Here is a 26,001-nt window from a genome sequence, read left to right as displayed (position 1 = left end):
GCTACCCGAGGAAGTCCAGCAGCGAGGGCTGGATCACGCGCGCCGCGGCCTGCAGCGACGCCTGCAGCGCCGTCTCGCGGGACACGAGCTCCGAGAAGACCTCGACCGTGTCGGCGTCCTGCAGCTGCGAGAGCTGGCTCTGGAGCGCGACCGCGCGGTCGCGAACGCCGTCGCGCGCGCCTTCGATGCGCTGCGAGCTTCCGGCGAGCCGCGTGCGCTCCGCGTGGATCTGCGCCATCGCCGTGTCGATCCGGTCGAGCTCGGCCGCCGTCGCGGCGCCGTCGTTGGTGTCGAGCGCCGTCCACAGCCCCGCGAGCGTGTCGAACAGGTCGACGCGCCCGCCGTCGACGAGCCCGTCGCCGTTCGCGTCCCCCTGGAACACCCGCCGCCCGTCGAGCGACGTCGCGACGCGCGTTCCGGAGTCGATCTCGATCTCGATCTCGTTCGAGTCGCCGACGAACGCCACCGTCGGCGCGGGGCTCCCGTTCGCGAAGCCGCCGCTCGCGACGAACGGCGCCACGTCGTTCGCGTGCCCCGCGAACACGTGCTCGCCGGCGTTCGACGCGTTCGCCTGCGACAGCAGGTCCGCGTGCAGGCCGGCCACCTCCTCGGCCAGGATCCGCCGGGTCTCCGCGTTCTGCGACGGGGCACCGTTCGCGCCCTGCAGCGCCAGCTCGCGCGCGCGCTGCAGCACGCCGAGCGTCTCCGACAGCGCCGCGTCCGCGCGCGCGATGCGCGTCTCCGCGCGTCCGTGATTGCGGAGCAGCTGCTCGCCGCCCCGGAGCGCGCTGCGCACCGTTCCGGCCATGCGGTAGCCGACGGCGTCGTCGGACGGACGGTTGATGCGCAGCCCGCTCGCCGCCTGCTCCTGCACACGCGCGAGCCGCAGGCGCGCGCGCATGACGTCGGCGAGCGCCGTCCTCTGCACCATGCCGTCCGTGATCCGCGATCCCATGTCCCGCGCGCTCCTCCCGCCCGCGTCAGACGATGTCGAGCAGGCTCTCGAACAGCCGCCGCACCGAATCGACCATTCGCGCGTTCGCCTGGAACGCGGCCTCGAGCTTGATCAGGTTCGCCATCTCCTCGTCGAGCGACACGCCGACCAGCTCGTCGCGACGGTTCTCGACCGTCTCGAGCACGCGCTCGCGCTGCGTCTTGGCCGACTCCATGGACGCGGCCTGCTGCCCGTAGTCCGCCCCGATGGCGCCGACGTGGTCGATCAGGCTGCGCGACGGCCCGGTCGCCGGGCCGGGCGGGTCGCCGACCGCGAAGAGTGGCGCCGTCGAGTCGCGCAGCGCGGCGAGGTCGAGGGCGTTGCGGTTGTCGCCGGGCGCGGTCGACTGGCCGGCCGCGATCGCATCGAGGTTCGTCGCGACGCGCGCGTCGACGCGCAGGTCGCGCGCCGCGTCCTCGACCATGGCGAGCGGGGTGAAGAAGTCGCCCGTCGATCCATCGAGCCCGACGCCCGCGTTGTGGATCTGGTTGACCTGGGCGCCGAGGTTGTACGCGACCGTGTCGAGATCGCGGATCGCGCTGGCCGCGACGCCGTCGCGCGTCCCGAGGAGGCCCCCGATCCGGCCGCCGGCGATCGTGCGCGTCACGTCGATGCGGTTCCCCGCGCCGTTGAACACGACGGCCGAGAACGAGGAGTCGAACGGGTTCGTCGCGTCGGGCGCGGCCTCGAGGCGGTTCGCGAGCTCGCCCTGCACGAGCGCGAGGCCGCCGTTCACGTACACGAAGACCTTGCCGTCGGTCTCCTCGACGGTGTGGATGTCGACGCGGTCGGCGAGATCGCGCATCAGCTCGTCGCGCTGGTCGCGGAGGTCGTTCGCCGGCGCCGAGACCTCCGCATGCGCGATGCGCACGTTGAGCTCGGCGATGCGGCCCGCGATCTCGTTGATCTCGTCGAGCGTCGACTCGATGGCGGCATTGCTGCTGCGCTGGAGGTCGCGGAGCTGGCGATCGGCACTCGCGATGCGGTCGACGGCCGCCTGCGCGGCCTGCACGACCGCCTGTCGCTCGGTCGAGCCCGACGGGTTGCCCGCGAGGTCGGCGAAGGCGCCGTAGAGGGCGTCGAGCGCGGAGCCGATGCCCGCTCCCTCCTGCTCGTTCAGCACCTCCTCCACCTGCTGGAGCGCGCTGAGCTGCGCGTTCGCACTGCCGAGCGCCGACCGCTCGCTCAGGATCTGCCGGTCGATGACCGCGTCGTTCGCCCGGACGATCGTCTTCTGCTCGACGCCCGTGCCGAGCGCGCCCGCGTCGTGGTGGAACGGGTCGCCGGCCGCGCGCACCACGCGCTGGCGCGAATAGCCGGGCGTGTCGACGTTCGCGATGTTGTGGCTCGACGTGCGGATCGCGTTCTGCTCCACGGCCATGCCGCGGAGCGCGATGTCGAGGGCGTCGATCAGTCCCATGGCGGGTCCTCAGGCGCGCCGGTCGAGCAGCCCGCCCGACGGCCGCTCTCGCAGCGCGCGTCCGCTGCGCTCGTACGTCGGTGCGCTCGGCTGCAGGCCGGAGATCCAGGCGAGCGTCGTGCGCACCTCGTCGAGCGAGCGGCTCGCGAAGGTCGAGTTCGCCTCGAGCAGCTCGGCATTCGCCGCGACGAGGGCGCGCAGGCGGTCGCGGGCGGCGAGCAGGCCACCGCCGCCCGAGCCGAGCCGCGCACCGAGCTCCGCGAGCGTCGCCGCAGGGTCCGCGAGCCCGAGCGCCGCGGCGAGCTCGCGCGCCACCGCGATGCGCGCGTCCTCGACGACGCGCAGCTCGGCGGCGATGCCCGCCTTCGCGTGCGCGGCCTCCTCGAGCGCGTCCGCGTCGAGCCTCTGCATGGCATCGCGCTCGGCGTGCAGGCAGTCGCGCATCTCGAGCAGCAGGCGCTCCTGCGCGTCGAGCAGCGCGGCGAGGCGCAGGGCGGGCGATTCGTCGCCGTCCCTCTCTGCGAGCGGTGCACTCACTTCGCGCCCTCCGGCGGCGCGATCGCGTCCGCGAGCCCGAGCCCGCCGGAATCCGCCGCGCGCGCCGCGACCTCCGCGACGAACATCTCGCGGTACATCCGCTCGGCGCTGCTGCCCGTCAGCGGCACGCCCTCGACGATCGGCCGACTCGCCGCCGCGAAGGCCTGCTCGAGGAGCAGCGCCTCGAAGTCGCGCGCCGCGTTCGCGAGCGCGCCGCGCGGAGCCGGCGCTCCTGTCGCTCCCGCGCGCGCCGCGTCGACGGCGCGCGGCTCGACGAGCGCGCGCGCGGTGAGCGCATCGATCGGCATCACAGGATCTCCAACGTGGCGGACAGGGCGCCCGCCGCCTTGATGGACTGGAGGATCACGATCAGGTCGCGCGCCGTGACGCCGACCGCGTTGAGGCCCTGCACGAGCTCCTCGATCGTGACGCCGCCCTGGACGACGACGAGGTGCCCGGGCTCCTCCGTCGTGCTGACGTCCGTGTTCGTCACCGGCGTCGTGTCCCCCTCGGAGAACGGCGCGGGCTGCGACACCTCGTTGCTGACGGCGATGCTCACGGACAGGTTGCCGTGCGACACCGCCACCTTCGCGATGCGCACGTCGGCGCCCATCACGACCGTTCCGGTGCGCTCGTTCACGACGACGCGCGCGATGCGGTCCGGCTCGACCTCGACGCGCTCGACGCGGGCCACGAACGCGACGACGTCGCCCTTCGACGCCTCCGGCACGGCGACCCGCAGCGTTCCGGCGTCGACCGCCCGCGCGAGCTCGGCACCGAGCTGGCGGTTGATCGCGTCGGCCGCGCGCCGCGCCGTCGTGAAGTCGGGCGCGTCCAGTGCGAAGTCGAAGCTCGACTTGTCCTGGATCGCGTAGCCGAGCTCGCGCTCGACGGTCGCGCCGCTGAGCAGGCGCCCGACCGTCGGATGGTTCTTCTGCACGCTGCTCCCGCCGTCCCCCCCGGCCGCGAAGCCGCCGACGGAGACCGAGCCCTGGGCGAGCGCGTAGACCGCGCCGTCGGTGCCGTAGAGCGGTGTCACGAGCAGCGTGCCGCCCTCGATGCTGCTCGCATCGCCCACCGACGAGACGGTGGCGTCGATCGTCGTGCCCGCGCGCGCGAAGGGAGGAAGGCTCGCCGTGACCATCACGGCCGCGACGTTCTTGACCTGGATCGCGTCGGGTCCGACCGCGATCCCCATCTTGGTGAGCATGCTCGCGAGCGAGCGCGTCGTGAACGCGGCGCCGTTCTTGTCGCCGGTTCCCTTGAGACCGACGACGAGGCCGTAGCCGATCACCTGGTTCGCGCGGACGCCCTGTACGGACGCGAGGTCCTTGAGCCGGACGGCCTGCGCCGCGCCCGCGACGACGAGCGCGACGAGCAGCACGGAGAGCGACGTGAACGCCGCGGCGAAGCCCGCGCGCCCGCGGCGCGCGCGCGTCAGAGCGGATAGAGCCATGCGAACGCCCTCGCGAGCCATCCCGGCCGCTGCTTGTCGTCGATCACGCCGAGACCGTCGAGCGTGATGCGCGCTTCGGCGAGTGCGGTCGACGCGACCGCGTTGTCGATGCCGATGTCGAGCTGGCGCACCAGTCCCTCGACCGTCAGGTAGCGGCGCTCGTGGTTCACCACGACGGCGCGCCGCCCGCGGATGTGGAACACGGGACCGGGCAGCACGGCGACGACGCGACAGGTCACGATCGCGTCGAACGAGCCCTCGCGGCTCGTCGTGCCCTCGCCCGCGAACGTGTCGTTGTTCGCGGATTCGAGGACGTTGAGCTCCGTGCCCGACGGCACGTTCACGCCCGGGCTCCCGATGCCCACGAGCTTGAGCGCGAGCTCGAGCGGCTTCTGCACGAGCTGCTGCAGGCCGACGTCCGAGGTGAGCGCCGCGCCGAGCGTCGACGTCTTGTCGAGCTCGGTCTTGCCGGTCTCCTCGGCCTTGACGTTCTCGACGACGCGCACGGTGACGAGGTCGCCGACGCCGCGCGCCTTCTGATCGAAGAACAGGAACGAGCCGCTCGCCGACTGACCGCCCCAGATCGCGCCCTCGGTCCGCGGAGCCGCGGCGACGGGCGGCGGCGGCGGCGTGTAGTCGAAGTCCTCGCCGGCCTCGCGCAGCGAGATCTCGACGCAGCCCGCGCTGCCGAGCGCGGCGATCGCGAGGAGCGCGACCGATGCGACCGGTGCGACCGGCGCGGGCGCGCGGCGTCTCCGATGGCGGCGTTCAGGAGCCGACATGAACCACTCCGTCCGGGCCCACGAGGCCGACGAGCTCGCTGCGCGAGCGCGGGTTGAGCACGCGGATGCGATCGCCCGGGTGGCCGTCCTCGCGCGCCTTTCCGAGCAGCTCGAGGCGCAGCGCGCCACTCGCGAAGACGACGCGCACGGGCTCGCCGCGCCGCACGGCCGGCGCGCGCTCCACCCACTCGCTGCGCCATGCGGCACCGGCGCGCACGGCGCGCACGGTGCGCAGCCCGACGAGCGCGCTCGCGTCGACGACGTCGCCGGTTCCGACGCCCGGCGCGGCGGTGTCCGCCGGCACCTCCCGCACGTCGGCCGCCGTCACGAGCGCGCCGCGCGGCAGCTTGCGCGCCGCGACGAGCAGCGTCCGCCGCTCGCGGACGCGCGCGGTGACGACGCCGCGCTGCAGCTCCCCCGTGTCGTCCGAGATCGCGACGGTGATCGGGATCCAGCCCCGCAGCGGGAACGGCGCCGTCGTGCGCAGCGCCACGACGAGCGGCGCACCCGACGCACTCGCGGTGCCGAAGTCGTCGAGCGCAGGAATCTCGACCGCCTCGACGGCTGCGCTCGCGCGCGCGCGCACGAACGCGTCGATGTGCTTCGCGAGCGCGCCCGGCGCGAGCGTCGGCCCGAACGCCGTCGCCTCGACGGCGGCCGGTCGCGCCTCCGCGCCGCGCGCGTGCGGCGCGACGCCGGCGGCGAGCACGACGACCCACGCCGCCAGCCAGAGCAGCATGCGGCCCGCCCGGAGTGCCGCCGTCATCGGCTCATCGCCCCGACGGTCTGCATCATCTCGTCGCCGGCCTGGATGACGCGGGAGTTCATCTCGAAGCCCCGCTGCGCGAGGATCATCTTCACGAGCTCCTCCGCGACGTTCACGTTCGACGCCTCGAGGAAGCCCTGCGCGATGCTGCCGAAGCCGTCGGCGTCGGGCGTGCCGGTCTCGGGGTCGCCCGACGCCTCGGTCGGGGCGTAGAGGTTGCTGCCGAGCGCGCGGAGTCCCGACGGGTTCACGAAGCGAGCGAGCTGGATCTGCCCGATCGCCGTCGCCGTCGCCGCACCGGGCTGCGTGACGGACACCGTGCCGTCGCGCGCGATCGTGAGATCCTGCGCGTCGGGCGGGACGGTGATCGAAGGGAGGATCGGATAGCCCTCCTGCGTGACGATGTTGCCGTCGCGGTCGAGCTGCAGCGCGCCCGCCACCGTGTAGAGCGTCTCGCCGCCCGGCTTCTGGACCTGCAGGAAGCCGTCGCCCTCGATCGCGAGGTCGAGCGGCCGATCGGTGCGCACGCGCTCGCCGTGCGCGAAGTCGCGCACGACCGAGGCGAGCTTCACGCCGTGGCCGATCTGCACGCCGCCCGGAAGCGCGGAGCCGTCGCCGGTCGGCGCCCCCGGCGCCGCGAGCGTCTCGTAGAAGAGATCCTGGAACTCGGCGTTCGCCCGCTTGAAGCCGGTCGTGTTGACGTTCGCGAGGTTGTTGGCGATCGCGTCCATGCGCGCCTGCTGCGCGTTCATGCCCGTCGCCGCCGTGAACAGAGCCCTCATGCCGACACCTCTTGCAGCAGCCGCTCGCGCAGCTGGTCGTCCGATTGGAGCGCACGCATCACGATCTCGAAGTGGCGTTGCAGCTCGACCAGGCCCGCCATCTCCTCGACGGGCTCGACGTTGGATCTCTCGACGGAGGCGGGCACGAGCCGCGCGGCCTCGACGTCGGTCGGCGCCGCGCCGTCGGCGCGCAGCCGGTTGCCGCCGTCCGCGCGCAGCGCGCCCGGGTCGGCGAAGTCGACGAGGCGCAGCCGCCCGATCGTCTCGCCCGCCGTGTCGACGACCGCACCGTTCGCCGCGATCGTCACCTCGCGCGCGCCGACTGCGATCGGGCCGCCGTCGCCCTGCACGGGAAGCCCGTCGGGCGAGGCGAGGTTGCCGTCGGTCCCGACGATGAAGTGGCCCGCGCGCGTGTAGAGCGGGCCGTCGGGCGCCTGCAGCACGAAGTAGCCGGGCCCGTCGATCGCCGCGTCGAGCCCGCGTCCCGTCGCGTCGACCGGGCCGGGTCGCAGGTCGATCGCGGGCGCTCCGTCGACGGCGAACACGGACGCGCCGGCGCCCGCGATGCGCTCGCCCTCGAGGTCGCGAGCCGCGGCCTCGAGCGCCGCGCTGAAGGCCGACCGCAGCCGCTTGAAGCCGATCGTGTCGGCGTTCGCGAGGTTGTTCGCCGTCTGGTCGAGCTGCTGGAGCCGACCGACGGCGCCCGCGACCGCGACGTACAGATCATCCGCCATCGCTCCCCCTCCCGCGGCGCGTGCACCGAGCGCGACGCGATCTCGCGGCGCTTCCCTTGTGCAACGCATGTGCCAAGCACGGAGGGAAGATCCGGGTCGCGCCCGCGCCGACGCGCGCGCTCGCGACGCCCTTCGCGCGCGCGATGTCCCGATCCTTCCAGCCTGCGCGTTCGCGCCCTTGCAGAACGAAACGCGCGCGGCCCTAGATGCGGATGTCGATGCGGTGGCCGCGCTCGTCGTCGGCCGCGCCGTCGTCCGGCGCCGGGGCGGGATCGCCGTCGCGATCGACGGCGTCGGGCGCGCCGCCTTCCGGCACGCGCTCGGCGGGCGCGTCGCGGACGTCGTCGCGGGGCGCGCCCTCTTCGTCGCTCGAGCGGCGCTTGCGCGGGCGACGCCCCGCGCGTTCGCGCGGCGCCTGTCCGGGGCGCAGCGGACGATCGGGAGGGCGGATCTCCGAGGTGAAGCTCATGACACCTCCTCGCCGCGACCGGCACGCCGGCGCGGCACCCTGCCCGCCCGCTCGACGTCAGGCAGGCGGCGGCGGTGGCGCGGCCGCGGCCCGCGCGGGCGCGCGCGCAGCGACGAGCAGCGCGTGCGCGCGATCGATCAGCCGCCGCGACGACGGCGCGGACGGATGCAGCTCGACGACCGCGCGCTGCCGCGCGACCGCCTCGGCGAGCCGCGCATCGCGGGGGACGGCGCCCGCGAAGCCGAGCTCGACGCCCAGGAAGCGCAGCGCCATCCGCTCGAGCTGCGCGTGCGTCTCGCGCGCCTCGCGGTCGCTCGCCGCGTCGTTGACGAGGAGCTCCGTGCGCGGCGCGGGCCGCGCCTGCGCGAGCACCTTCACGGTCGCGTAGGCGTCCGCCAGGCTCGTCGGCTCCGCGTTCGTCACGACCCACGCGCGCGCGCACGCCGTCGCGAAGCCGAGTGCCGTCGCACCGATGCCGGGCCCGCAGTCGACGAGCGCGAGGTCGTAGCGCGGCGCGAGCGCGGACAGCGCCTCCACCAGGCGCGCATGGTCGCGCGGGCCGAGCGCCGCGAGTCGCGCACTCCCGGAGCTCGCCGGGAGCACGTGGATGCCGCGCGGCCCTTCGACGATCGCGTCCGCGAGCGGCCTCCCCTCGAGGCGCTCGAGATCGAGATGCGGCGTCAGCCCGAGCAGCACGTCGACGTTCGCGAGCCCGAGGTCGCCGTCGACGACGAGCACGCGACCGCCGAGCGCACCCGCGGCGACCGCGAGGTTCGCGACGAGGTTCGTCTTCCCGACGCCGCCCTTCCCGCTCAGCACCGCGAGCCCGTTCGGCAGCGCGACGCCCGCGCCGCGCGCGTCGAAGCGCTCCGCCGCGCTCACGACCGGGCCCGCGCGCGCGTCGCGAGCGCGCCCATGAGCCACTCGGGCGTCGGGATCTCGAGATCCTCGGGAACGCGCTGGCCCGTGCCCACCCACGCGAGCGGCGGCGTCGCGTCGTCGAGCACGACGTTGAGGACGTTCGCGAGGTCGTCGGTCTCGTCGATCCCCGTCACGACGAGCGCGCGCGGGCGCAGCTCCGCGAACCGCGCGACCTGCGCGCGCAGGTCGGCGGCCTTCGTGGTCGCCGAGACGACGAGCACCACCCACGCCCGCTTGCCGAGCGCCTCGCGACACGCGACGAGCTCGGGCATCGCGCCGGCATCGCCGCGACCGCGGCCCGGCGTGTCGACGAGCGCGCGCCGCTCGCCGAGATCGGCGACGCGTCGCGCGAGGTCGGCCGGCGACAGCACGGACTCGAACGCGAGCTCGTGCTCGCGCGCGAGCCGCCGCAGCGCCGCGTCGCCGCCCTCCCGCCACGCGTCGAGCGAGAGCACGACGCTCGGCGTCTCGGTCTCGATCTCCTGCCCGGCGAGCTTCGCGAGGCTCGTCGTCTTCCCGCTCCCGGGCGGCCCGACGAAGAGCGCGGCCGCGCCGCGCGCGGCCGGTCGCGCCGGCACGAGCTTCGCGTCGAGCTCGCGCAGCAGGAGTCGCCTCGCACAGCGCAGGTCGCTCTCTCCCTCGCGGCGTTCGAGCTCGACGTCGGCGGCGATGCGCAGCGCATGCACGGCGTCGAGGCCGCGCGACTCGAGGTCGGCGGCGATGCGTTCGGTCGGCGTGCGCGCCGCGCCTGCGCGCGCGCCACCGGCGCCGCGCGCCTCGAGCACGCGCCGCACGTCCGCGATGCCGCGTCGCAGCTCGTCCTCGCTCGCGGCGAGGCGCGACATCCGATCGACGCTCCGGCGCAGGTCGCGCACCTCGCGCTCGAGCGGGTCGACGAGCGCGCGCGTCACCGAGAGCGCGCGCCACGAGTCGTGCGCACCGCCCGCGGCGGCGCCCGTGCGCGCGGCCGGCGCCACCGCCCGCGCCGCATGCGCTTCGGGCTTGCGGTGCTCGCGATCGACGGCGGCGGTCACCTCGACCGACGCGCGCCCGAGCCAGCCGAAGACGCCCTCGTCGCGGCGCTTGTGCTGCGTGGACAGGATGAGCGCGTCCGGCCCGAACTCCGCGCGCACGCGCGCGAGCGCCTCGTCGACCGTGCGTCCTTCGAAGCGCTTAATGTGCACGGGCCACCCCCACGACGCCGTGGCCGACGACGCGCACGTCCGGCGGCAGCTCGTTGTGCGCGATCACGACGAGCCGCGGGTCGAGACGCGCGAGCAGCTGGCGCAGCGGCGCGCGGATCGCCTGCGAGCTCAGCACGACGGGCAGCGCGCCGCCGCGCTCTCCGCGCGCTCGCGCGACCACGCTCTCGAACTCCTTCACGAGCCGCTGCAGCGTGTCGGGGTCGACGGACAGGACGGAGCCCCCCTCGGTCCGCTTGACGCCGCTGCGCAGCCGCTCCTCGAGGTCGGGCGCGAGCGTGATCACGTCGAGCGTGTTGTCGTCGGAGAGATGCGCGCGCGTCACGGTGCGCGCGAGCCGCTCGCGCACGAGGTCCGTGAGCAGATCCGGGTCGTGGATCTTCTCCACGTACTCGGCGAGCGTCTCGAGGATGGTCGCGAGATCGCGGATCGAGATGCGGTCGGCGAGCAGCGAGCGCAGCGTGCGGTGCAGCGCCGTCAGCGACACGACGCCGGGCACGAGCTCGTCCACGACCTTCGGCATCCGCACGGCGAGCTGGTCGACGAGCTCGCGCACCTGCGCGCGGGTCAGCAGCTCGGGCGCGTGCGTGCGCACGACCTCGGCGAGGTGCGTGGCGATCGCGGTCGAGGCGTCGACCACGGCGAAGCCCGCCTGCGTGGCGCGCTCGCGGTCGCGGTCGTGGATCCACCGCGCGGGAAGCCCGAAGGCCGGATCCACGCCGTCGACGCCCGGGAACGGCGGCAGCGAGCCGTCCTGCCCGAAGGCCAGCGAGTGGCCGGGCGGCGCGAGGCCGTGGGCGATGCGCGCGCCGCGAAGCACGATCGCGTAGCCGCCCGGCTCGAGCCGGAGGTTGTCGCGGATGTGCACGAGCGGGACGACGAAGCCGAGCTCCTCGACGAGCTTGCGGCGGAGCGCGCGGATGCGGCCCAGCAGCTCGCCGCCCTTCGCGGGATCGACGAGCGGAACGAGCCCGTAGCCGACCTCGAGCTCGAGGTCGTCGAGCTCGAGCGCGCGGCGGATGTCGCCCTCCTCGTCCGGCGGCTTCGGCGCCTGTCGCGCCTCGTCCTCCGCCCGGGCCGCCTCTTCCTGGCGACGCCCCACCGAGCGGGCGAGCCACAGACAGCCACCCGCGAGCGCCGCGAAGGGCACGGTCGGGAGCCCGGGAACGAGCGCGAGCACGCCCAGGATGCCCGACGCGACGCCGAGCGCGCGCGGCTGCAGGAACAGCTGCTCCTGGATCTGCTCGGGAAGCGACTCGCCCGCGGCCGCGCGGCTGACCACGATGCCGGCCGCGGTCGAGATCACGAGCGCCGGAATCTGCGTCACGAGGCCGTCGCCGATCGTGAGCGTCGCGTACGTCTCGAGCGCGCCCGCGAAGTCCATCCCCTCCTGACCGACGCCGATCGCGAGTCCGCCCACGATGTTCACGATCAGGATGACGAAGCCCGCGATCGCGTCGCCGCGCACGAACTTGCTGGCGCCGTCCATCGCGCCGTAGAAGTCGGCCTCGCGCTGCACGTCGCGGCGGCGCTTCGCGGCCTGCACGTCGTCGATCACGCCCTGGTTGAGGTCGGCGTCGATCGCCATCTGCTTGCCCGGCATCGAGTCGAGGGTGAAGCGCGCGACGACCTCCGCGATGCGGCCCGCGCCCTTCGTGATCACGACGAAGTTGATCACGATGAAGATCGCGAAGATGACGGCGCCGACGAGCAGGTTGCCGCCGACCGTGAACGTGCCGAAGGCCTGGATCACGTGACCGGCCGCGTCGGGGCCGTCGGCCCCGCGCAGCAGGATGAGGCGCGTGCTCGCGACGTTCAGCCCGAGCCGCATCAGCGTGAGGATGAGCAGCAGCGACGGGAACACCGAGAAGTCGAGGGGCCGCTCGGTGTAGAGCGCGAGCAGCAGCGTGACGATGCCCATCGTGAGCGACACGGCGAGCATCAGGTCGACGACGACCGCCGGAAGCGGCACGACCATCAGCGCGAGGATCCACAGCAGCGCGGCGGCGAGCGCGATCTCGGAGCGCATGCGCGTCATCGGGCGGCGCCTCCGGCCGGGCTCCGCAGGAGCGAGGCGTAGCGGCGGTCCGCGCGCATCACGGTGGCGAGGATCTCGGCCACGACCTCGTAGAGGCTCTCCGGGATCTCGCGGCCGAGCTCGACCGTCTGGTACAGCAGGCGCGCGATCGGTCGGTTCTCGACGATCGGAACGCCGTGGCGCTCGCCCGCCGCGATGATGCGCAGCGCCACCTTGTTGCGGCCCTTCGCGACGACGACCGGCGCCGCCATGCGACCGCGGTCGTACTTGAGCGCCACCGCGAAGTGCGTCGGGTTGCGGACGATCACGTTCGCGTCGGCGACCGCGGCGAGCATGCGCGCCTGCGAGAGCTCGCGCTGCGCGGCGCGCACGCGCATGCGGGTCTCGGGGCTCCCCTCGCTCTGGCGCATCTCGTCGCGCACTTCCTGGCGCGTCATCTTGAGCTTCTCTTCGTGCCGCCAGCGCGTGTACGCGAAGTCGATCAGGCCGAGCGCGAAGAGCGCCGCGAGCGCGGCGGCGGTGATGCGGCGACCGAGGTCGACGTGTGCGGCGAGCACGGTCGGGAGCGGCGCCGCCCCCATCGCGAGCACCTCGTCGACGCTCGGCTCGACCGTGCGCCACACGATCGCGCCGATCACGGCGAGCTTGACGAGCGACTTCGCGAGGTCGAACAGGCGGTCGCCGGAGACGAGGCGACGCATGCCGCTCAGCGGGTCGAGCTTGCTCCAGCGCATCTCGAGCGCCTCGGGCGCGAGCATCGGGCCCGTCTGCACGAGCGGCGCGAGCACCCCCACGAGCAGGAGGCCACCCGCGAGCGGAAGCGCGGCGAGGCCGATGCTCCGCGTCGCCTCGAGCAGCACCGCGTGATAGTCGAGCAGGCTTCCGGGACGGATCCACGCGCCCGACCACGAGGCCGACGCGAGCGTGCCGACGGCGGCGAGCAGGCCCTCGCCCGCGCCCGAGCCGATCAGCAGGAAGCCCGCGCCGAGCAGGATCGCGCCGCTCAGGTCGCGACTCTGTGCGACCTCTCCGCGCTTGCGCGCCTGGTCGCGCCGCTTCTGCGTCGCGGGCTCGGTGCGTTCCGCGCCGTCGGCCTCGGCCATCTCAGCCTCCGATTCCCATCGTCGCGCCCACGCGCACCGGCCACTGCGAGAGCGCGCCTGCGATCCAGTGCGAGAGCTCGCCCGCGCCGAGGCCGAGCAGCAGGAAGGCGACGCCGACGAGCGCGGGGAGCTGCAACGTCATCAGGTTGAGCTGCGGGAGCGCGCGCCCGAGCAGCGCGACGCCCACGTTGGCGGCGAACATCGCGACCGTGATCGGCGCGGCGAGCCGCACGGCGAGCTCGAACACGAAGGATCCGAGCCCGAAGAGCGCCGCGAAGTCGAGCGAGGAGAGGCCCGCGGCGCCGAGCGGAATCGCGTCGAACGAGGCGCGCCCGAGGCGCAGCATCGCGTGGTGACCGTCGATGCCGAGGAAGATCAGCAGCGCGACCAGCTGGAACAGGCCCGAGAGCGCGGCCGACGACGCGTTGCTCGTCGGGTCGAGCGCGGTCGCCGCGCCGAGCCCGCCCTGCAGCGCGATCACTTCGCCGAGCAGCGCGATGCCCGCGAACACGAGGTTCAGGGCGAAGCCCATGCAGAGGCCGACGAGCAGCTCGCCCGCGACCATCTCCGCGAGCGCGAGCCCCGGCTCGATGCCCCGGAACGCCTCGAGACCCGGCGGCGCGAGCGCGAGCGCGAGCCCCATCGCGAACGCGACGCGCACGCGCATCGGCAGCGCCGGGTGCCCGAAGACGGGGCCTGCGACGAGCAGGGCGAGCCCGCGCATCGTCGCGAGCACGGTCACCGCGGGGTCGTTCCAGAGGTCGAGCACCGTCATGCGGGGCCGCCTCCGACCGCGGCGATCTCCGCGAAGATCCGCAGCGACAGCTCGATCACGTTCTGCATGATCCACGGGAAGAGCACCGTGAACAGCGCGAGCACGATCACGATCTTCGGCACGAAGGTGAGCGTCTGCTCGTTCACCTGCGTCGCCGCCTGCAGGATCGAGATCACGAGGCCGACGACGACCGCGGCGACGAGGATCGGCGACGACACCCAGAGCGTCGTCTGCACCGTGTCCTGCAGCAGGAGTCCGACGTGCTCGACCGACATCGCGCCCCCCTAGACGATCCCGCTCATCAGCGAGCGCACGAGCAGGTGCCAGCCGTCGAGCAGGACGAAGAGCATGATCTTGAACGGGAACGAGATGACGACGGGCGGCAGCACGATCATGCCCATCGAGATCAGCATCGACGCGATCACGAGATCGATCACGAGGAAGGGCAGGAACAGCATGAAGCCGATCTCGAACGCCGTGCGGAGCTCGCTGATCATGTAGGACGGGAGGAGGGTCGACAGCGGCACCTCGTCGGGCGACGCGATCGGCGCGCCGCCCGAGAGCTCCGCGAACATCGCGAGGTCGGCCTCGCGCGTGTGCCGGAGCATGAAGTCGCGCACGGGCTCCTGCGCCTGCACGAGCGCTTCCGCGGCCTCGATGCGGCCCTCGACGTAGGGCGTCAGCGCGCGGCTCTCGATGGCCGACCCGACGGGCGACATCGCGTAGGCGGTGAGGAAGAGCGACAGCCCGACGAGCACCTGGCTCGGGGGCAGCTGGTTGACGCCGATCGCCTGGCGCAGCAGCGAGAGCACGATCACGATGCGCGTGAAGCACGTGCCCATGAGCAGGATCGACGGCGCGACCGACACGAGCGTGACGAGCGCGAGGATCTCGAGCGTGGTGGCGATGCGGCCGGGCGCGGTCGCGCCGCCGAGGTCGATGCCGAGCAGCGGCCCCTCGCTCGCGGCCTGCGCCGCGGCCGGCTCGGCGAGCGCCGCGACGGCGAGCGCGACGACGAGCGCGCCGGTCGCCGCGCGCAGCCACGCGCGCAGCGGACGCGCGAGCGGCGTCACGGACGCAACGCGCGCGTCGGCGTGCGCCTCGGCCGCGCTTGCGCGCGCCGCCGCGTCGTCGCTCGCGGGCGCCGCGCCCGCGAGTCGCCGCAGCAGCCGCAGCTCGCCCTCGCTCGCGCCGACGAGCAGCGACTCGCCGTCGACCTCGACGATGTGGAGCCGCTGTCGCTGGCCGAGCGCACACGTCTCCACGACGCGCATGCGCCCGCCGCGCCCGCTGCCGGGTCGCAGCCAGCCGAGCACGACGCGCAGCGCCACGAGTGCGCCGAGCACGACGGCCAGTGCCGAGAGCGTCTGCCCCACCATCTCCCCTCCCCCGCGACGCGTGCGCGTCGCTGCGGGACGCCGCTTCAGGCCTTGCGCGCCGCGGCGTTCTCGAGCAGCTCGACGATCCGGATGCCGAGCCGGTCGTCGACGATCGCCACCTCGCCGCGCGCGACGAGGCGGCCGTTCACGAGCACGTCCGCCGGCTCGTCCGCGCCGCGGTCGAGCTCGATGACCGAACCCTTGTCGAGCTGCAGGACCTCCTGCAGCAGCATCTGCGCGGCGCCGATCTCGACCGTCACGCGCAGCGGAACGTCCATCACGAAGCCGAAGCTTCCGGTGTCCGTGCCCGCGTCCGTCTTCCGTTCTTCCGACATGGTGTTCTCCGGTGGCCTCGCCTAACCGAGTCGATCCGTGATGCGCGCCGCGAGCCGCGAGCCGCGACGCCCCGCGACGGCGGCGAACTTCGCCGTGCCCTCGACGCGGAGCGTGACCGCGCCGTCCGCCCGCCCTTCGAGCGGGAGCCAGTCGCCCACGCGGAGCGCGCCGAGGCGGCCGAGCGAGAGCTCGCTGCGCCCGAGCTCCGCGCGCACGCGCACCGGGACGTCCTTCACGTCGGCGCGCCGCGACGGCGGGGCCGCGTGCTCGGCGAGCTCCGGCCGCGTCGACTCGACCGCCGCGGGCGGGAGCCCGATCCGCAGGCGGCTCGGCCCCGCCAGCCCCTCGACGTCGAAGCTCACGAGCGAGATGCGCTCCGCGCGGCGATCCACGAGCGTCGATGGCCCCTCGACCAGGCCGACCTTCGGAGAGAGCACGAGCACGTCGCGCATCTCCTTGGCGAGGTCGCGCAGGATCTCCTCCGCGCGCCGCCGCAGGAAGTTGCGCTCGATGCGCGTGTACGGTCGCTCGGGAATCGTCACGGGCGCGTGCGGCCGCGCGCCGAACGCCATCGTCAGCCAGGCGTACGCGAGCGGCCGGTTGAGCAGCACGTATCCGCGGCCGCCGCTCCGCTCGTCGTCGAACGCGATCGCCGCGTCGTCGGGCTCCATCGCGTCGAGCCATTCGCCCATTGCGACGCTCTGCCAGCCGATCAGCTCGAAGCCGATCGTCCGCTGGAAGCGGCTCGACATCTGCTTCGCGTAGGCGGCCGCGAACTGCTCGAGCGCGCGCCGCACGAGCGGGAAGCGCGGACGTTCGTCGCGCTCGCGCGCGGGGAGCGGCCGGAACACGCTCGCGCGCGCCGCGCCGCGCTGCCGGTCGCGAAGCGCGTCCAGCAGGGCCGCGAGCTCGTCGCGCGAGAGCACGTGCGGCGATTCGGCGCTCACTGGACGACGAACTCCGTGAACAGCACCGCGTTCACGCGCGGCGCTCCGAAGAGCGCGTTGATGCGATCCTTGATCTCGTCCTTGAGGAGGAGCTTGCCCTCGAACTGCTGGAGGTCGCCGAGCCGCTTCGCGCTGAGCAGCACGATCACGGCGTCGCGGATGCGCGCCTTGTAGCCCTCGACCTGCTCCTTGTCCTCCTCGAGCGCGCACTCGAGCTCGATCTTGACCTTCAAGTAGCGAGCGACTCCGTTGTCGTTGATGTTCACGACGAACGGCGCGAGCTCGACGGTCCGCGCGAGCAGGCTCTCCGCCGCGGACTGCTGCTCCTGCGACGGCGGCCCGGCGGGCGGCACCGCCTCCGCCTCCTCGCCCGTCGCATCGGCGCCCGCCTCGGCGGCCGCGTCGCCGCCCGGGCCCCCGGACCCGAGGAAGAACCAGGCGCCTCCGCCACCCGCCGCGAGGCAGACGAGCCCCACGGCCAGCAGCGGGACGAGCCCGCCCTTCTTCTTCGCGCTCTCGACGTTCTCTTCGGTCTCGGCGTTCGCCATGTCTCGGCTCCTCGTCTTCGCTAGGCGCGCCGGCCGTCGACGACCGGCCCTTCGACGCCGAACTCCTTGAGGCGGCGCCACAGCGTCGTCGTCGAGATCTCGAGGATCTCGGCGGCCCGCTTCCGGTTCCAGCCCACGTGCTCGAGCGTGTGGAGGATGTGGTTGCGCTCGACGCACTCGAGGCTCGCGATGCGAGGCTCGATCGCGGACACGGGGCGCCCCGCGCGCACGCCGAGCGTCAGCTCGGTCGGCGTGATCTCGGGGCCGCGGCACAGCGCGACGCCCCGCTCGATCGCGTTCTCGAGCTCGCGCACGTTGCCCGGCCAGTCGTGGCGATCGAGCAGGCGTCGCGCCTCGGGGCTCACACCGCGCACCGGCTTGCCGGCCGCGCGCGCGTACTTCTCGAGGAAGTAGTCCGTGAGGCGCACGATGTCCTCGCGGCGCTCGCGCAGCGGCGGGATGTGCACGGGGATGACGGCCAGGCGGTAGTACAGGTCTTCGCGGAAGCGCCCGACCTCGACCTCGCGCTCGAGGTTCTTGTTGGTCGCCGCGACGAGCCGCACGTCGACGTAGCGCGTGCTCTCGGCGCCGACGGGCTGGATCTCGCCCGTCTGCAGGAAGCGGAGCAGCTTCGCCTGCATCATGAGCGGCATCTCGGCGACCTCGTCGAGGAAGACGGTCCCCCGGTGCGCCTGCTCGAAGAGGCCCTTCTTGTTCGCGACCGCTCCGGTGAACGAGCCGCGTCGGTGACCGAACAGCTCGCTCTCGAGCAGCGTCTCGGGAATCGCCGCCGCGTTCACGGCGCTGAACGCGCGATCGCGTCGGCGGCTGGCGGCGTGGATCGCGCGACCGACGAGGTCCTTTCCCGTCCCCGTCTCGCCCGTGACGAGAACGGTGCTGTCCGTCTCGGCCACCGTCGAAACGAGGCGCTGCAGCTCCCGCATCGCCGCGGAGTCCCCGATGATGCCCGCGAACGGCTCGCGGGGCGCGCTCGCGTGCGCGGGTGCCGAGGCCGCCGTCGACGGCGCCGATGCGAGCATGCGCGCGAGCAGTCCGCGCGCATCGACTGCCTCCTGCGGGCGTCGCACGTAGTCGCGCGCGCCGAGACGCATGGCCTCGACGGCCCGCTCGGCCGCGCCGTCGTCGCTCAGCACGACGACGGGTCGCGCAGCGCCCGCACGCCCGAGCTCGTCGACGACGTCGAGCGCGCCCATGTCGAGCAGCGCTTCCTCGCAGAGCACGAGGTCGAAGTCGGCGAGCTCGCAGCGCAGCAGCGCATCGTCGCCCGTCATCGCGACCTCGACGTCGTCGCCGCGCTCGCGCGCCGCCTGGCCGAACAGCTCGCGTGTCCGCGCGTTCGCCCCTACCAAGAGCAGCTGAGCCACCGTGCACCCCCCTTGCGGTTCCGCCGATCGATCCGCTCGCTCTGCATCGCAGGGGGAACTTCCTTCCCCGTGCGATTGCGAATCGAAAGCTGCGACCGCACGAATCGGCAACTCGCCATCTCGCTTTAGCAATCGGAATGAAAAGTTCCGTTCAGAACGGAAGCGGGCCTTGCAGATCGGGGGATGCGGGAGTGCACGCGCGGGCGGACGCCCGAGGCTCTCGGTGGAACACCGGATGCTCGCGTGCAGGAAAGGCCGGCCGTCGGCGCGGCGCGCCGTGTCGGGAGTCGACTAGCCGTCGCCCTCGCGGCGCTCGCGGAGCCGATCGAGCCCGTCGGTGTCCGCGTCGCCCGCGCTCGCGCGCACCGGCGGCTCCTCGAAGTCGATCGGCAGCGTGAACGTGAACTCGACGCGGCGGTTCGCGGCGCGGTTCGCGGCCGAGTCGTTCGGCGCGATCGGACGCGTTCCCGCATAGCCCGCACAGGCGAGCCGCGCGGGCTCGATGTGCCCGACCTCCTCGAAGTAGCGCAGCGCCGCGATCGCGCGACGCGTCGAGATCTCCCAGTTCGTGAGACGCGCGCCGGGGCTCACGGGCGTGTCGTCCGTGTGTCCCTCGATGGTCAGGTGGTACGGGAAGGCGCGCGTGAGTGCGATGATCTCGTCGAGGAGCGGGAAGGCCTCGGCGCGCAGCTCGGTCGTTCCGGGCTCGAAGAGCACCTGGCCCTTCACGCGGATCGTCACGCCGCGCGATCCCGACACGACCTCGACGATGTTGCCGAGCTTCAGCCCCTTCACCATCTGTCGCGCCTGCGCGACCATGTCCTCGCCGTTGCCGTCGCCGGTCTTGCCGCTCGTCTTCCGCAGCGACGCCATCTCGATCAGGCTGAGCTCGGAGGTCGACTCGCGCTGCGACATCTCGACGACCGAGGTCGTCATGCCCTGCACGTCGCCCGGGTGCTCGAACTGGACGCCGAGCGCCTCCTGCACGGAGCCGAGCGCGTCGCGGAACTTCGTCGCATCCATCGTGGCGAACGAGAGCAGGAGCACGAAGAACACGAACAGCAGGCTCATCATGTCCGAGAACGTCGCCATCCAGGCGGGCGCTCCCGGGTCGGGACACTTGTGGTCGTCGTCCATGGCGCCTACGCGTCGTCCTTGGAGATCTTCGCGCGCTCCTTCGGACCGAGGTGGGCCATCAGCTTCGACTGCGTCACGAGCGTGTTGTCGCCGTTCAGGATGGCCTGGACGCCGACGATGGCGAGACGCGACCGCATCGCCTCCTCGGAGCTGCGGTTCTCGAGCTTCTCCGCGAGTGGCACGAAGACGAGGAAGGCGAGGATGGCGCCGTAGAGGGTGGTGAGGAGGGCGACCGCCATCGCGGGGCCGATCGCCGACGGATCGCTCAACGATCCGAGCATCGCGACGAGGCCGATCAGGGTTCCGATCATCCCCATCGATGGCGCCGTCGCGCCCATGAACTTGAAGATCTTCTGCCCGCGCTCGTGTCGCTTCTTCAGGCCCTCGAGCTCGCTCTCGAGCGTGAGCGCGATGACGTCCGGGCTCAGACCGTCCACCCCGAGTCGCACGCCGCGCGCGAGGAACGGATCGGTGATCTCGGCTCCCTCGAGCGCGACGATCCCTTCCTTCCGCGCCTTGTTGCCGAGCTCCAGGATCACGGGGACGAGATCCTCGGGCGGGATCGCCTTGTGGATGAAGGCGTTCATCGCGACCTTGAACGCGCCGAGCACCTGGCCGAGGGCCTCCGCGATGAAGGCCGCCGCGAAGGTGCCGCCGAAGACGATCGCGACGCTCGGCAGGTCGATGTAGGCGCCGAGCGGGCCGCTCATCATGATCGAGCCGATGATCAGCCCGAAGCCCGCGACAAGACCGATCAGCGTGGCCAGATCCACGAACGCCCCCTCGCAACGCGTCGCGGCACGGGCGCTCCCGCGCGCACTCCGTGCGCCCGGGAACGGCCCGCCCCTCCGCGCGTACCTATCGGCATCGCGAGTGCATTCTCGATCCGGCCGATGCCGCAGCGGCGCTCCGGGCGACGCCGGAGCAGGCCGGCTCCGCGCGTTCCATCTTGTTAGTCCGCGTTGCAGAAGGAACGACGGCTTCGGACGGCGATCGCGTGGCGCGCCCCACGACACGGCGCTCGCGTGGCCGCCATCTTGCAAGCGCGCGGTCGGTTGACGAAGGGCGCGCGGAGCGATCGGGGCGGGCGTGGGCAGCGGCGACGACGACACGGACGAGGGCGGCTCGGCGCTGGAGGCGTTCGCGGACGCCTGCGTCGAGGCGTGGAGCGCACTCGTCGCGCCGGTGGCCGCGGGCCCGGTCGCGCTCTCGAGCGAGGGTGTCGAAGCGGTCGAGGCCGCGGGCGGGGGCGACGTCGACGAGACCGACGCGAGCGAGGAGGACGAAGGCGACTTCCCCGCCGTCGTCGTGTTCGCTCCCGCGAAGGGGGACGTCGCAGGGCTCCTCCTGGTGCTCCGCGCTCCCGATGCCCAGGCCTTCCACGGCCTGGTGAGCGGCTCGACCGCGGAGGGCATCGACGCGCAGCGCGAAGGCGAGCTCTCCGAGCGCGTCCTCCGCGAGGTCGACGGTTGGCTCGGGCGCAGCGTCGCGGCGCTGGCGACCCCGTTCGTCGAGAGCGAGGCCCTGGAGCTCGGCGCGCCTCTCCCCGCCGTCGTCGTCCGGGACGGCCGGACACTCGAGCGCTGGATCGCCGGCCCGGCCGAACGGCTGCGCATCGAGATCGCGCCCGAGGGCGCCGACATCGTGCGCGCCGATCTCTACGTCGCCGACTCCGCCCCCGCGCCCGACGTGCTGCGCAGCGCCGCGTGCGTCCTCGTCGTGGCCCCGACCTCGGCCGTGCGCGCGGAGCTCGCGCGCCTCGAGCGCGCGCTCGGGCGCTGCGTTCGCCACGTCGAGGCCGGCGACCTCCCTCGCGACTTCTCCGTGTACACCGGCGCAGCGGCCTTCGTCGTCGCCTGGCGCCAGGGACGCTGCGCGGGCCTCGACGTCGTCGAGCAGATTCGCGCATCCCGCGCCGTCGCGGGCCGCCCTCTCGCGATGGCCGACGCCGAGCCCACGGACGACATCGTCCGCGCGGCGCTGCGCGGCGGCGCATCGACCTTCCTGCACCTCCCGCTCGACCCGGAAGAGGTGCGCAGCCGCCTGCTTCCGGACGACGCTCCGACCGAGCGTGCCGACGATGCCGGTGGGCCCGGCGCGTCGGCCGACGAGGCTCCCTCCGAAGCATCCGACGAAGCCGCCGACGCGCGATAGCGCGGTGCGGTTGGTGGGCGCGCACGGATTCGAACCGCGGACCCCCTCGGTGTAAACGAGGTGCTCTGACCAGCTGAGCTACGCGCCCGCGCGCGCGAGCGGCGGCCGCTCGGCGTGCGAGGCGCGATGCTAGCGTCGGGCGCGTTCGTGCGACCAGCGAGGTTCCCCTTGGCGCGACGCCCCGCCGACGAGCCTGCCGCGCTCTGCAGGGCGCGGCGCGCGGCCGCGATCCTCGCCGCGATCGCGTTCCTCGCTGCGCCGACCGCGCCCGCGAGAGCCGGCGCGCAGCCGAGCGCGCAGCGTCGGCCACCCAACGTCCTGCTGATCGTCGCCGAAGACCTCGGCCCGCGACTCGGCGCCTACGGCGATCCGGTCGCGCGGACGCCGCGCATCGACGCGCTCGCGCGCGACGGCGTGCGCTACACGCGCGCCTTCACGGTCGCGGGCGTCTGCGCGCCGAGTCGCGCCGGCCTCCTCCTCGGTCTGCACCCGATCGCCACCGGCTCGCAGCACATGCGGACGACGACGCGCCCGGCCGGCGCGTACTGGAGCGTCCCGCCGCCCGAGGCGAAGGCGTTCCCCGAGCTGCTGCGCGCCGCCGGCCACTACACCTACAACGTCGCCAAGACCGACTATCAGTTCAGCCCGCCGCTCGGCGGCGGTCCCTTCACGATCTGGGACGCGAACGGGCTCGGCGTCGCGCCGACGGACTGGCCCGCGCATCGGACCTTCTTCGGGATGGTGAACCTCGGCGTCACGCACGAGAGCGGCGTCTTCCGCCCGCTCGGCGCCCGGCCCCGGTCGCCGATGCACTTCGCCCTCCAGCTCGCGCGCGCCTTCGAGCTGCGCGGCGCTCCCTCCGTCGCGCCGACCGATCCCGCGAGCGTCCCGCTGCCGCCCTACTACGCCGACACGCCCGCGATGCGGGCCGATCTCGCCCGCCACTACGACGACGTGGCCGTGCTCGATCTCCAGGTCGGCGCGATCCTCGACCGGCTCGAACGCGACGGCCTCGCGGACCACACGATCGTCGTGTTCACCACCGACCACGGGGACGGTCTGCCGCGCGCGAAGCGCGAGCTCTACGACAGCGGTCTGCTCGTGCCGCTCGTCGTCCGCTATCCGGAGCGACATCGCCCGCCCGGGGTGAGGCCCGGATCGGTCGACGATCGCCTCGTGAGCTTCGTCGACCTCGGTCCGCAGATCCTCGCGTGGATGGGCGCCGACGTTCCGCGCTGGATGCACGGTCACCCGTTCGCCGAGCCCGGCGCGCCGCGACGCGACTACGTCTTCGGGCAGCGCGATCGCATGGACGAGGTCGTCGACCGACAGCGCTCGGTGCGCGACGAGCACCATCTCTACATCCGGAGCTGGCACCCCGAAGTTCCCGGCGGCCATCCGCTCGCGTTCCGCGACCTGCAGGACGGCGTGCGCGATCTTCGCGCGCGCTACGAGCGCGGCGAGCTCGACGCCGTGCAGCGCGCGTGGTTCGAGCCGGTCGCGCGCGAGCGCCTCTACGACACCGTCGCGGACCCGCACCAGATCCACGACCTCGCGGCCGATCCGGCGCTCGCCCCGGTGCTCGCCCGCATGCGCAGCGCGCTCGACGCGTGGCTCGCGCGCGTGGGCGACGCGAGCGACGAGGACGAGGACGCGATGGCCGAACGCTTCTGGCCCGGCGGCCGCGCTCCGGACACCGCGCGTCCGACGGCGCGCTTCGAGGCCGGCGCGCTCCACCTCGCATGTCCGACCGACGGCGCATCGATCGGACATCGCCGCGCGGGCGAGCGCACCTGGCACCTCTACACCGCGCCGATCCCGCTCGCCGGCGTGCCCCCCGGCACGACCATCGAGGCACGCGCCGTCCGCTACGGCCACCTCGAGAGCGACATCGCACGCTTCGCGGTGCCTGCCCGCGCGCACTGAGGCGTGTTAGGCTCGGCCGCCCCCGGCCCGACCGGGGCGAGAGGAGCTTCCCGGTGGCCAGCTGCCGCGGCGTCGTCTTCGCCGGCGACGGAACCTACGAGGTCCGCGAGTTCCCCGTTCCGCAGCCGCTCCCCGGCGGCGCGGTGATCGCCGTCGAGGCCGTCGGCCTGTGCGCGAGCGACGTGTCGCAGCTGCACGGGCACAAGCACGTCCCCGGCGAAGTGTGCCCCGTCGTTCCGGGGCACGAGATCGTCGGCCGCGTGCACGCGCTCGCACCCGACGCCGACCTCGGCGTCGCGGTCGGACAGCGCGTGGGCGTCGACCTGCTCGTGCCGCCCTCGGCCGCGCGCCCGCAGCTCGACCTCTACGGCTACACGCTCCCGCCCGACTTCGAGCACGGCCTCTGGGGCGGCTACGGCGAGTACATGGGCATCCTGCCGGGCTCGCATCTCGTGCCGCTGACGGACGACGTGCCGGCCGCCGAGCTCTCCCTGATCGAGCCGCTGTCGAGCATCGTCGCGTGGTCGGAGGCCGTCGGGCTCGGCGAGCGCGATCGACTCGTGATCCAGGGGCCCGGCCACATGGGGCTGATCGCGGCCGCCTACGCGTCGAGCCAGCTCCGTGTCCGCCAGATCGTCGTGACGGGCACGGGCAAGGACGGCCTGCGGCTCGAGGCGGCGCGCGCCGTCGGCGCGCACGCGACGATCGACGTCGATGCCGAGCCCGACGTCGTCGGCGCCGTGCGCGAGCTGACGCGCGGCGGGCCGAGCGTCGTCATGGAGCTCAGCGCGCTCGCGACGAAGCCCGTCGCCGACGCCATCGAGATGGCGCGCACGGGCGGGCGCATCCTGCTCGGAGGGCTGAAGGACGGGCGGAAGGCGTCGATCTCGAGCGACGAGATCGTGTTCAAGGCGCTCCGCGTGGTCGGCGGCTCGGGCGGAACGCCGGCGACGTTCGACCGCGCGGGTGCCGTGCTGAACTCGGGCACCTTCCCGACCGCGGCCCTGCGCGGCGAGACCTACGGGCTCGACGAGATCGACGAGGCGATGGCGATGCTGCAGCGGACCGTGCCGGGGCGCGACGCCGTCCGCGTCGGAATCGTGCACGGCGCGGCCGATGCGCGCCGCCGCGCCTAACAGCAGGCGAGGCCCGTCGCGCGCTCGAGGCCGTCGTGGAAGTGGCGGTCCTCGAACACGCCCTTCGCGCCCGCGACGCGCAGCGCGCGCGCCGCATCGATCACGAAGGGCCCGCTGCGCTCGACCCGCAGCTCGCAGCGCTCGCCCGGTGCGAGCGCGCGCGTGCGATCGCCGTCGAACGCGACCACGCCCGGCCCTTCCACCACCGCCACCTCACCCAGCGCCAGGCGGCGCGCGGCCGTGACGTGCGCGCGCCGGAAGAGCCCGGGCGAGACCGCGGCGAGCAGCGGCCGCGTGCCCGGCGTGCCCTCCGCCGCGCAGCGCACCTCGACGCCGAAGTCGTCGGCGATGCCGCACGGCTCGAGCAGACCGCCGATCGGCGACATGCCCACCGCGTTCGGCTCGGCGCGCGCGAGCACGAGCGCGCGCAGCCGACCCGGCTCGAACGGCAGGAGGTTGCCGACGTCGTCGTCGGCGAGCACGACGGCATCGACGACGGCGACGTCCGTCGCCCCGTCGTCGAAGACGGCGCGCACGACCTTCGCCTGTGTGGCCGCCAGGGCGAGCGGCACCGCGCCGGTCGCCACGAGGCCCGCCGCGAGCCCGGCGACCGTCGCCTCCTGCATGACCGGAAAGACGTTGTTGGTGCCCGTCGACATCGGGACCATCGGCGCGTCGGGCCAGGCCGTCGCGACGATGCGGCTCGTGCCGTCGCCGCCGAGCACGAGCAGTGCGTCGGCGCCCGCGGCGCGCATCGCGGCGGCGGTGCGCAGCGTGTCGGAGGGCTTCGTCTCGAGCGGGCCGACGTCGAGGAAGTCGAAGCGCGCGCCCACGTTCAGGCTCTCGACGGCCCCGCGCGAGATGCGGAAGCAGTCCGGCACGAGCAGGAAGCGCTGCGCGCCGGCCGCGGCGGCGCCGACGACGGCGCGCGCGATCTGGTTCTGCTTCTCCTCGGGGCTGTCGCGGCGCGCGCGCGCGGCGAGGCGTCGCACGTCGCGGCCCGACATCGGGTTCGCGATCACGCCGACCGTGCCGGACGGGGGAGCGACGGGCCCGCGCGCCATCGGGAGGCCG

The 26,001-nt window shown here is 73.7% G+C and carries 27 protein-coding genes and 1 tRNA gene; 3 read left to right on the top strand and 25 right to left on the bottom strand.

The window, feature by feature from the left end; genetic code table 11:
• Position 1: 1 nt before the first annotated feature.
• From R3E88_18050 to R3E88_17940, 23 genes are all read right to left on the bottom strand, one after another.
• On the bottom strand, positions 2-955 hold the full coding sequence (locus tag R3E88_18050; GenBank protein ID MEZ4218385.1) for a flagellin: 954 nt from the start codon (positions 953-955) through the stop codon (positions 2-4).
• A gap of 25 nt (positions 956-980) precedes the next feature.
• The gene (gene flgK / locus R3E88_18045; protein ID MEZ4218384.1) at positions 981-2,414 is read right to left on the bottom strand and encodes a flagellar hook-associated protein FlgK; all 1,434 of its coding nucleotides are present in this window, start codon (positions 2,412-2,414) and stop codon (positions 981-983) included.
• 9 nt (positions 2,415-2,423) lie between these two features.
• Positions 2,424-2,951: a flagellar export chaperone FlgN gene (gene flgN, locus R3E88_18040; GenBank protein MEZ4218383.1), complete on the bottom strand. Its 528-nt coding sequence runs from the start codon at positions 2,949-2,951 to the stop codon at positions 2,424-2,426.
• Positions 2,948-3,259 (bottom strand): rod-binding protein, encoded by a 312-nt coding sequence (locus R3E88_18035; protein ID MEZ4218382.1) that lies wholly within the window; start codon positions 3,257-3,259, stop codon positions 2,948-2,950. Before R3E88_18035 ends, flgN begins: the two co-directional genes overlap by 4 nt.
• Complete coding sequence (locus R3E88_18030) at positions 3,259-4,407, bottom strand: flagellar basal body P-ring protein FlgI (protein ID MEZ4218381.1); 1,149 nt, start codon at positions 4,405-4,407, stop codon at positions 3,259-3,261. Before R3E88_18030 ends, R3E88_18035 begins: the two co-directional genes overlap by 1 nt.
• Positions 4,389-5,189: a flagellar basal body L-ring protein FlgH gene (locus R3E88_18025; GenBank protein ID MEZ4218380.1), complete on the bottom strand. Its 801-nt coding sequence runs from the start codon at positions 5,187-5,189 to the stop codon at positions 4,389-4,391. Before R3E88_18025 ends, R3E88_18030 begins: the two co-directional genes overlap by 19 nt.
• Complete coding sequence (gene flgA, locus R3E88_18020; GenBank protein ID MEZ4218379.1) at positions 5,176-5,955, bottom strand: flagellar basal body P-ring formation chaperone FlgA; 780 nt, start codon at positions 5,953-5,955, stop codon at positions 5,176-5,178. The genes R3E88_18025 and flgA overlap by 14 nt, the downstream gene beginning before the upstream one ends.
• Positions 5,952-6,737, bottom strand: a complete 786-nt coding sequence (gene flgG, locus R3E88_18015; protein ID MEZ4218378.1) for a flagellar basal-body rod protein FlgG — start codon at positions 6,735-6,737, stop codon at positions 5,952-5,954. Before flgG ends, flgA begins: the two co-directional genes overlap by 4 nt.
• Entirely contained in the window at positions 6,734-7,471 is a 738-nt protein-coding gene (locus tag R3E88_18010) for a flagellar hook basal-body protein (GenBank protein ID MEZ4218377.1), read from the bottom strand. The genes flgG and R3E88_18010 overlap by 4 nt, the downstream gene beginning before the upstream one ends.
• Before the next feature lie 202 nt (positions 7,472-7,673).
• Positions 7,674-7,940, bottom strand: a complete 267-nt coding sequence (locus tag R3E88_18005; protein MEZ4218376.1) for a hypothetical protein — start codon at positions 7,938-7,940, stop codon at positions 7,674-7,676.
• A 57-nt stretch (positions 7,941-7,997) separates the two neighbouring features.
• On the bottom strand, positions 7,998-8,822 hold the full coding sequence (locus R3E88_18000; protein MEZ4218375.1) for a MinD/ParA family protein: 825 nt from the start codon (positions 8,820-8,822) through the stop codon (positions 7,998-8,000).
• Positions 8,819-10,045 carry a hypothetical protein gene (locus tag R3E88_17995; GenBank protein MEZ4218374.1) on the bottom strand — a complete coding sequence of 409 codons (1,227 nt, stop codon included), beginning with the start codon at positions 10,043-10,045 and terminating at the stop codon, positions 8,819-8,821. The genes R3E88_18000 and R3E88_17995 overlap by 4 nt, the downstream gene beginning before the upstream one ends.
• On the bottom strand, positions 10,035-12,101 hold the full coding sequence (gene flhA, locus R3E88_17990) for a flagellar biosynthesis protein FlhA (GenBank protein ID MEZ4218373.1): 2,067 nt from the start codon (positions 12,099-12,101) through the stop codon (positions 10,035-10,037). The genes R3E88_17995 and flhA overlap by 11 nt, the downstream gene beginning before the upstream one ends.
• Complete coding sequence (gene flhB / locus R3E88_17985; protein MEZ4218372.1) at positions 12,098-13,204, bottom strand: flagellar biosynthesis protein FlhB; 1,107 nt, start codon at positions 13,202-13,204, stop codon at positions 12,098-12,100. The genes flhA and flhB overlap by 4 nt, the downstream gene beginning before the upstream one ends.
• A 1-nt stretch (position 13,205) precedes the next feature.
• Entirely contained in the window at positions 13,206-13,979 is a 774-nt protein-coding gene (locus R3E88_17980; GenBank protein MEZ4218371.1) for a flagellar biosynthetic protein FliR, read from the bottom strand.
• The gene (locus tag R3E88_17975) at positions 13,976-14,254 is read right to left on the bottom strand and encodes a flagellar biosynthetic protein FliQ (GenBank protein ID MEZ4218370.1); all 279 of its coding nucleotides are present in this window, start codon (positions 14,252-14,254) and stop codon (positions 13,976-13,978) included. The genes R3E88_17980 and R3E88_17975 overlap by 4 nt, the downstream gene beginning before the upstream one ends.
• A gap of 9 nt (positions 14,255-14,263) precedes the next feature.
• Positions 14,264-15,358, bottom strand: a complete 1,095-nt coding sequence (gene fliP / locus R3E88_17970; protein MEZ4218369.1) for a flagellar type III secretion system pore protein FliP — start codon at positions 15,356-15,358, stop codon at positions 14,264-14,266.
• A 44-nt stretch (positions 15,359-15,402) separates the two neighbouring features.
• Positions 15,403-15,693 carry a flagellar motor switch protein FliN gene (gene fliN, locus R3E88_17965; GenBank protein MEZ4218368.1) on the bottom strand — a complete coding sequence of 97 codons (291 nt, stop codon included), beginning with the start codon at positions 15,691-15,693 and terminating at the stop codon, positions 15,403-15,405.
• A 21-nt stretch (positions 15,694-15,714) separates the two neighbouring features.
• On the bottom strand, positions 15,715-16,641 hold the full coding sequence (locus R3E88_17960) for a FliM/FliN family flagellar motor switch protein (protein MEZ4218367.1): 927 nt from the start codon (positions 16,639-16,641) through the stop codon (positions 15,715-15,717).
• Complete coding sequence (locus R3E88_17955; GenBank protein ID MEZ4218366.1) at positions 16,638-17,189, bottom strand: flagellar basal body-associated FliL family protein; 552 nt, start codon at positions 17,187-17,189, stop codon at positions 16,638-16,640. Before R3E88_17955 ends, R3E88_17960 begins: the two co-directional genes overlap by 4 nt.
• Before the next feature lie 20 nt (positions 17,190-17,209).
• Positions 17,210-18,574: a sigma-54 dependent transcriptional regulator gene (locus R3E88_17950; GenBank protein MEZ4218365.1), complete on the bottom strand. Its 1,365-nt coding sequence runs from the start codon at positions 18,572-18,574 to the stop codon at positions 17,210-17,212.
• Positions 18,575-18,865: 291 nt separating this feature from the next.
• Positions 18,866-19,711, bottom strand: a complete 846-nt coding sequence (locus R3E88_17945) for a flagellar motor protein MotB (protein ID MEZ4218364.1) — start codon at positions 19,709-19,711, stop codon at positions 18,866-18,868.
• A gap of 5 nt (positions 19,712-19,716) precedes the next feature.
• Complete coding sequence (locus R3E88_17940) at positions 19,717-20,484, bottom strand: MotA/TolQ/ExbB proton channel family protein (GenBank protein ID MEZ4218363.1); 768 nt, start codon at positions 20,482-20,484, stop codon at positions 19,717-19,719.
• 316 nt (positions 20,485-20,800) lie between these two features.
• Here R3E88_17940 and R3E88_17935 point away from each other — a divergent pair, with 316 nt between their 5' ends.
• Positions 20,801-21,865, top strand: a complete 1,065-nt coding sequence (locus tag R3E88_17935) for a hypothetical protein (protein MEZ4218362.1) — start codon at positions 20,801-20,803, stop codon at positions 21,863-21,865.
• A gap of 11 nt (positions 21,866-21,876) precedes the next feature.
• Here R3E88_17935 and R3E88_17930 read toward each other — a convergent pair.
• Positions 21,877-21,953: transfer RNA gene (locus R3E88_17930), tRNA-Val, on the bottom strand.
• Positions 21,954-22,033: 80 nt separating this feature from the next.
• Between R3E88_17930 and R3E88_17925 the strand changes: the two genes are divergently transcribed.
• Positions 22,034-23,791 carry a sulfatase gene (locus tag R3E88_17925; protein ID MEZ4218361.1) on the top strand — a complete coding sequence of 586 codons (1,758 nt, stop codon included), beginning with the start codon at positions 22,034-22,036 and terminating at the stop codon, positions 23,789-23,791.
• 53 nt (positions 23,792-23,844) lie between these two features.
• Positions 23,845-24,927 (top strand): zinc-binding dehydrogenase, encoded by a 1,083-nt coding sequence (locus R3E88_17920; GenBank protein ID MEZ4218360.1) that lies wholly within the window; start codon positions 23,845-23,847, stop codon positions 24,925-24,927.
• Here R3E88_17920 and R3E88_17915 read toward each other — a convergent pair.
• Complete coding sequence (locus tag R3E88_17915; GenBank protein MEZ4218359.1) at positions 24,924-25,991, bottom strand: NAD(+)/NADH kinase; 1,068 nt, start codon at positions 25,989-25,991, stop codon at positions 24,924-24,926. The genes R3E88_17920 and R3E88_17915 overlap by 4 nt on opposite strands.
• Between the last annotated feature and the right edge of the window lie 10 nt (positions 25,992-26,001).

The organism is Myxococcota bacterium, assembly GCA_041389495.1.
GTDB lineage: Bacteria > Myxococcota_A > UBA9160 > UBA9160 > UBA4427 > JAWKRT01.
The sequence above is the reverse complement of the archived record's forward strand: the minus strand, read 5'-3'. Positions and strand labels throughout refer to the sequence as shown.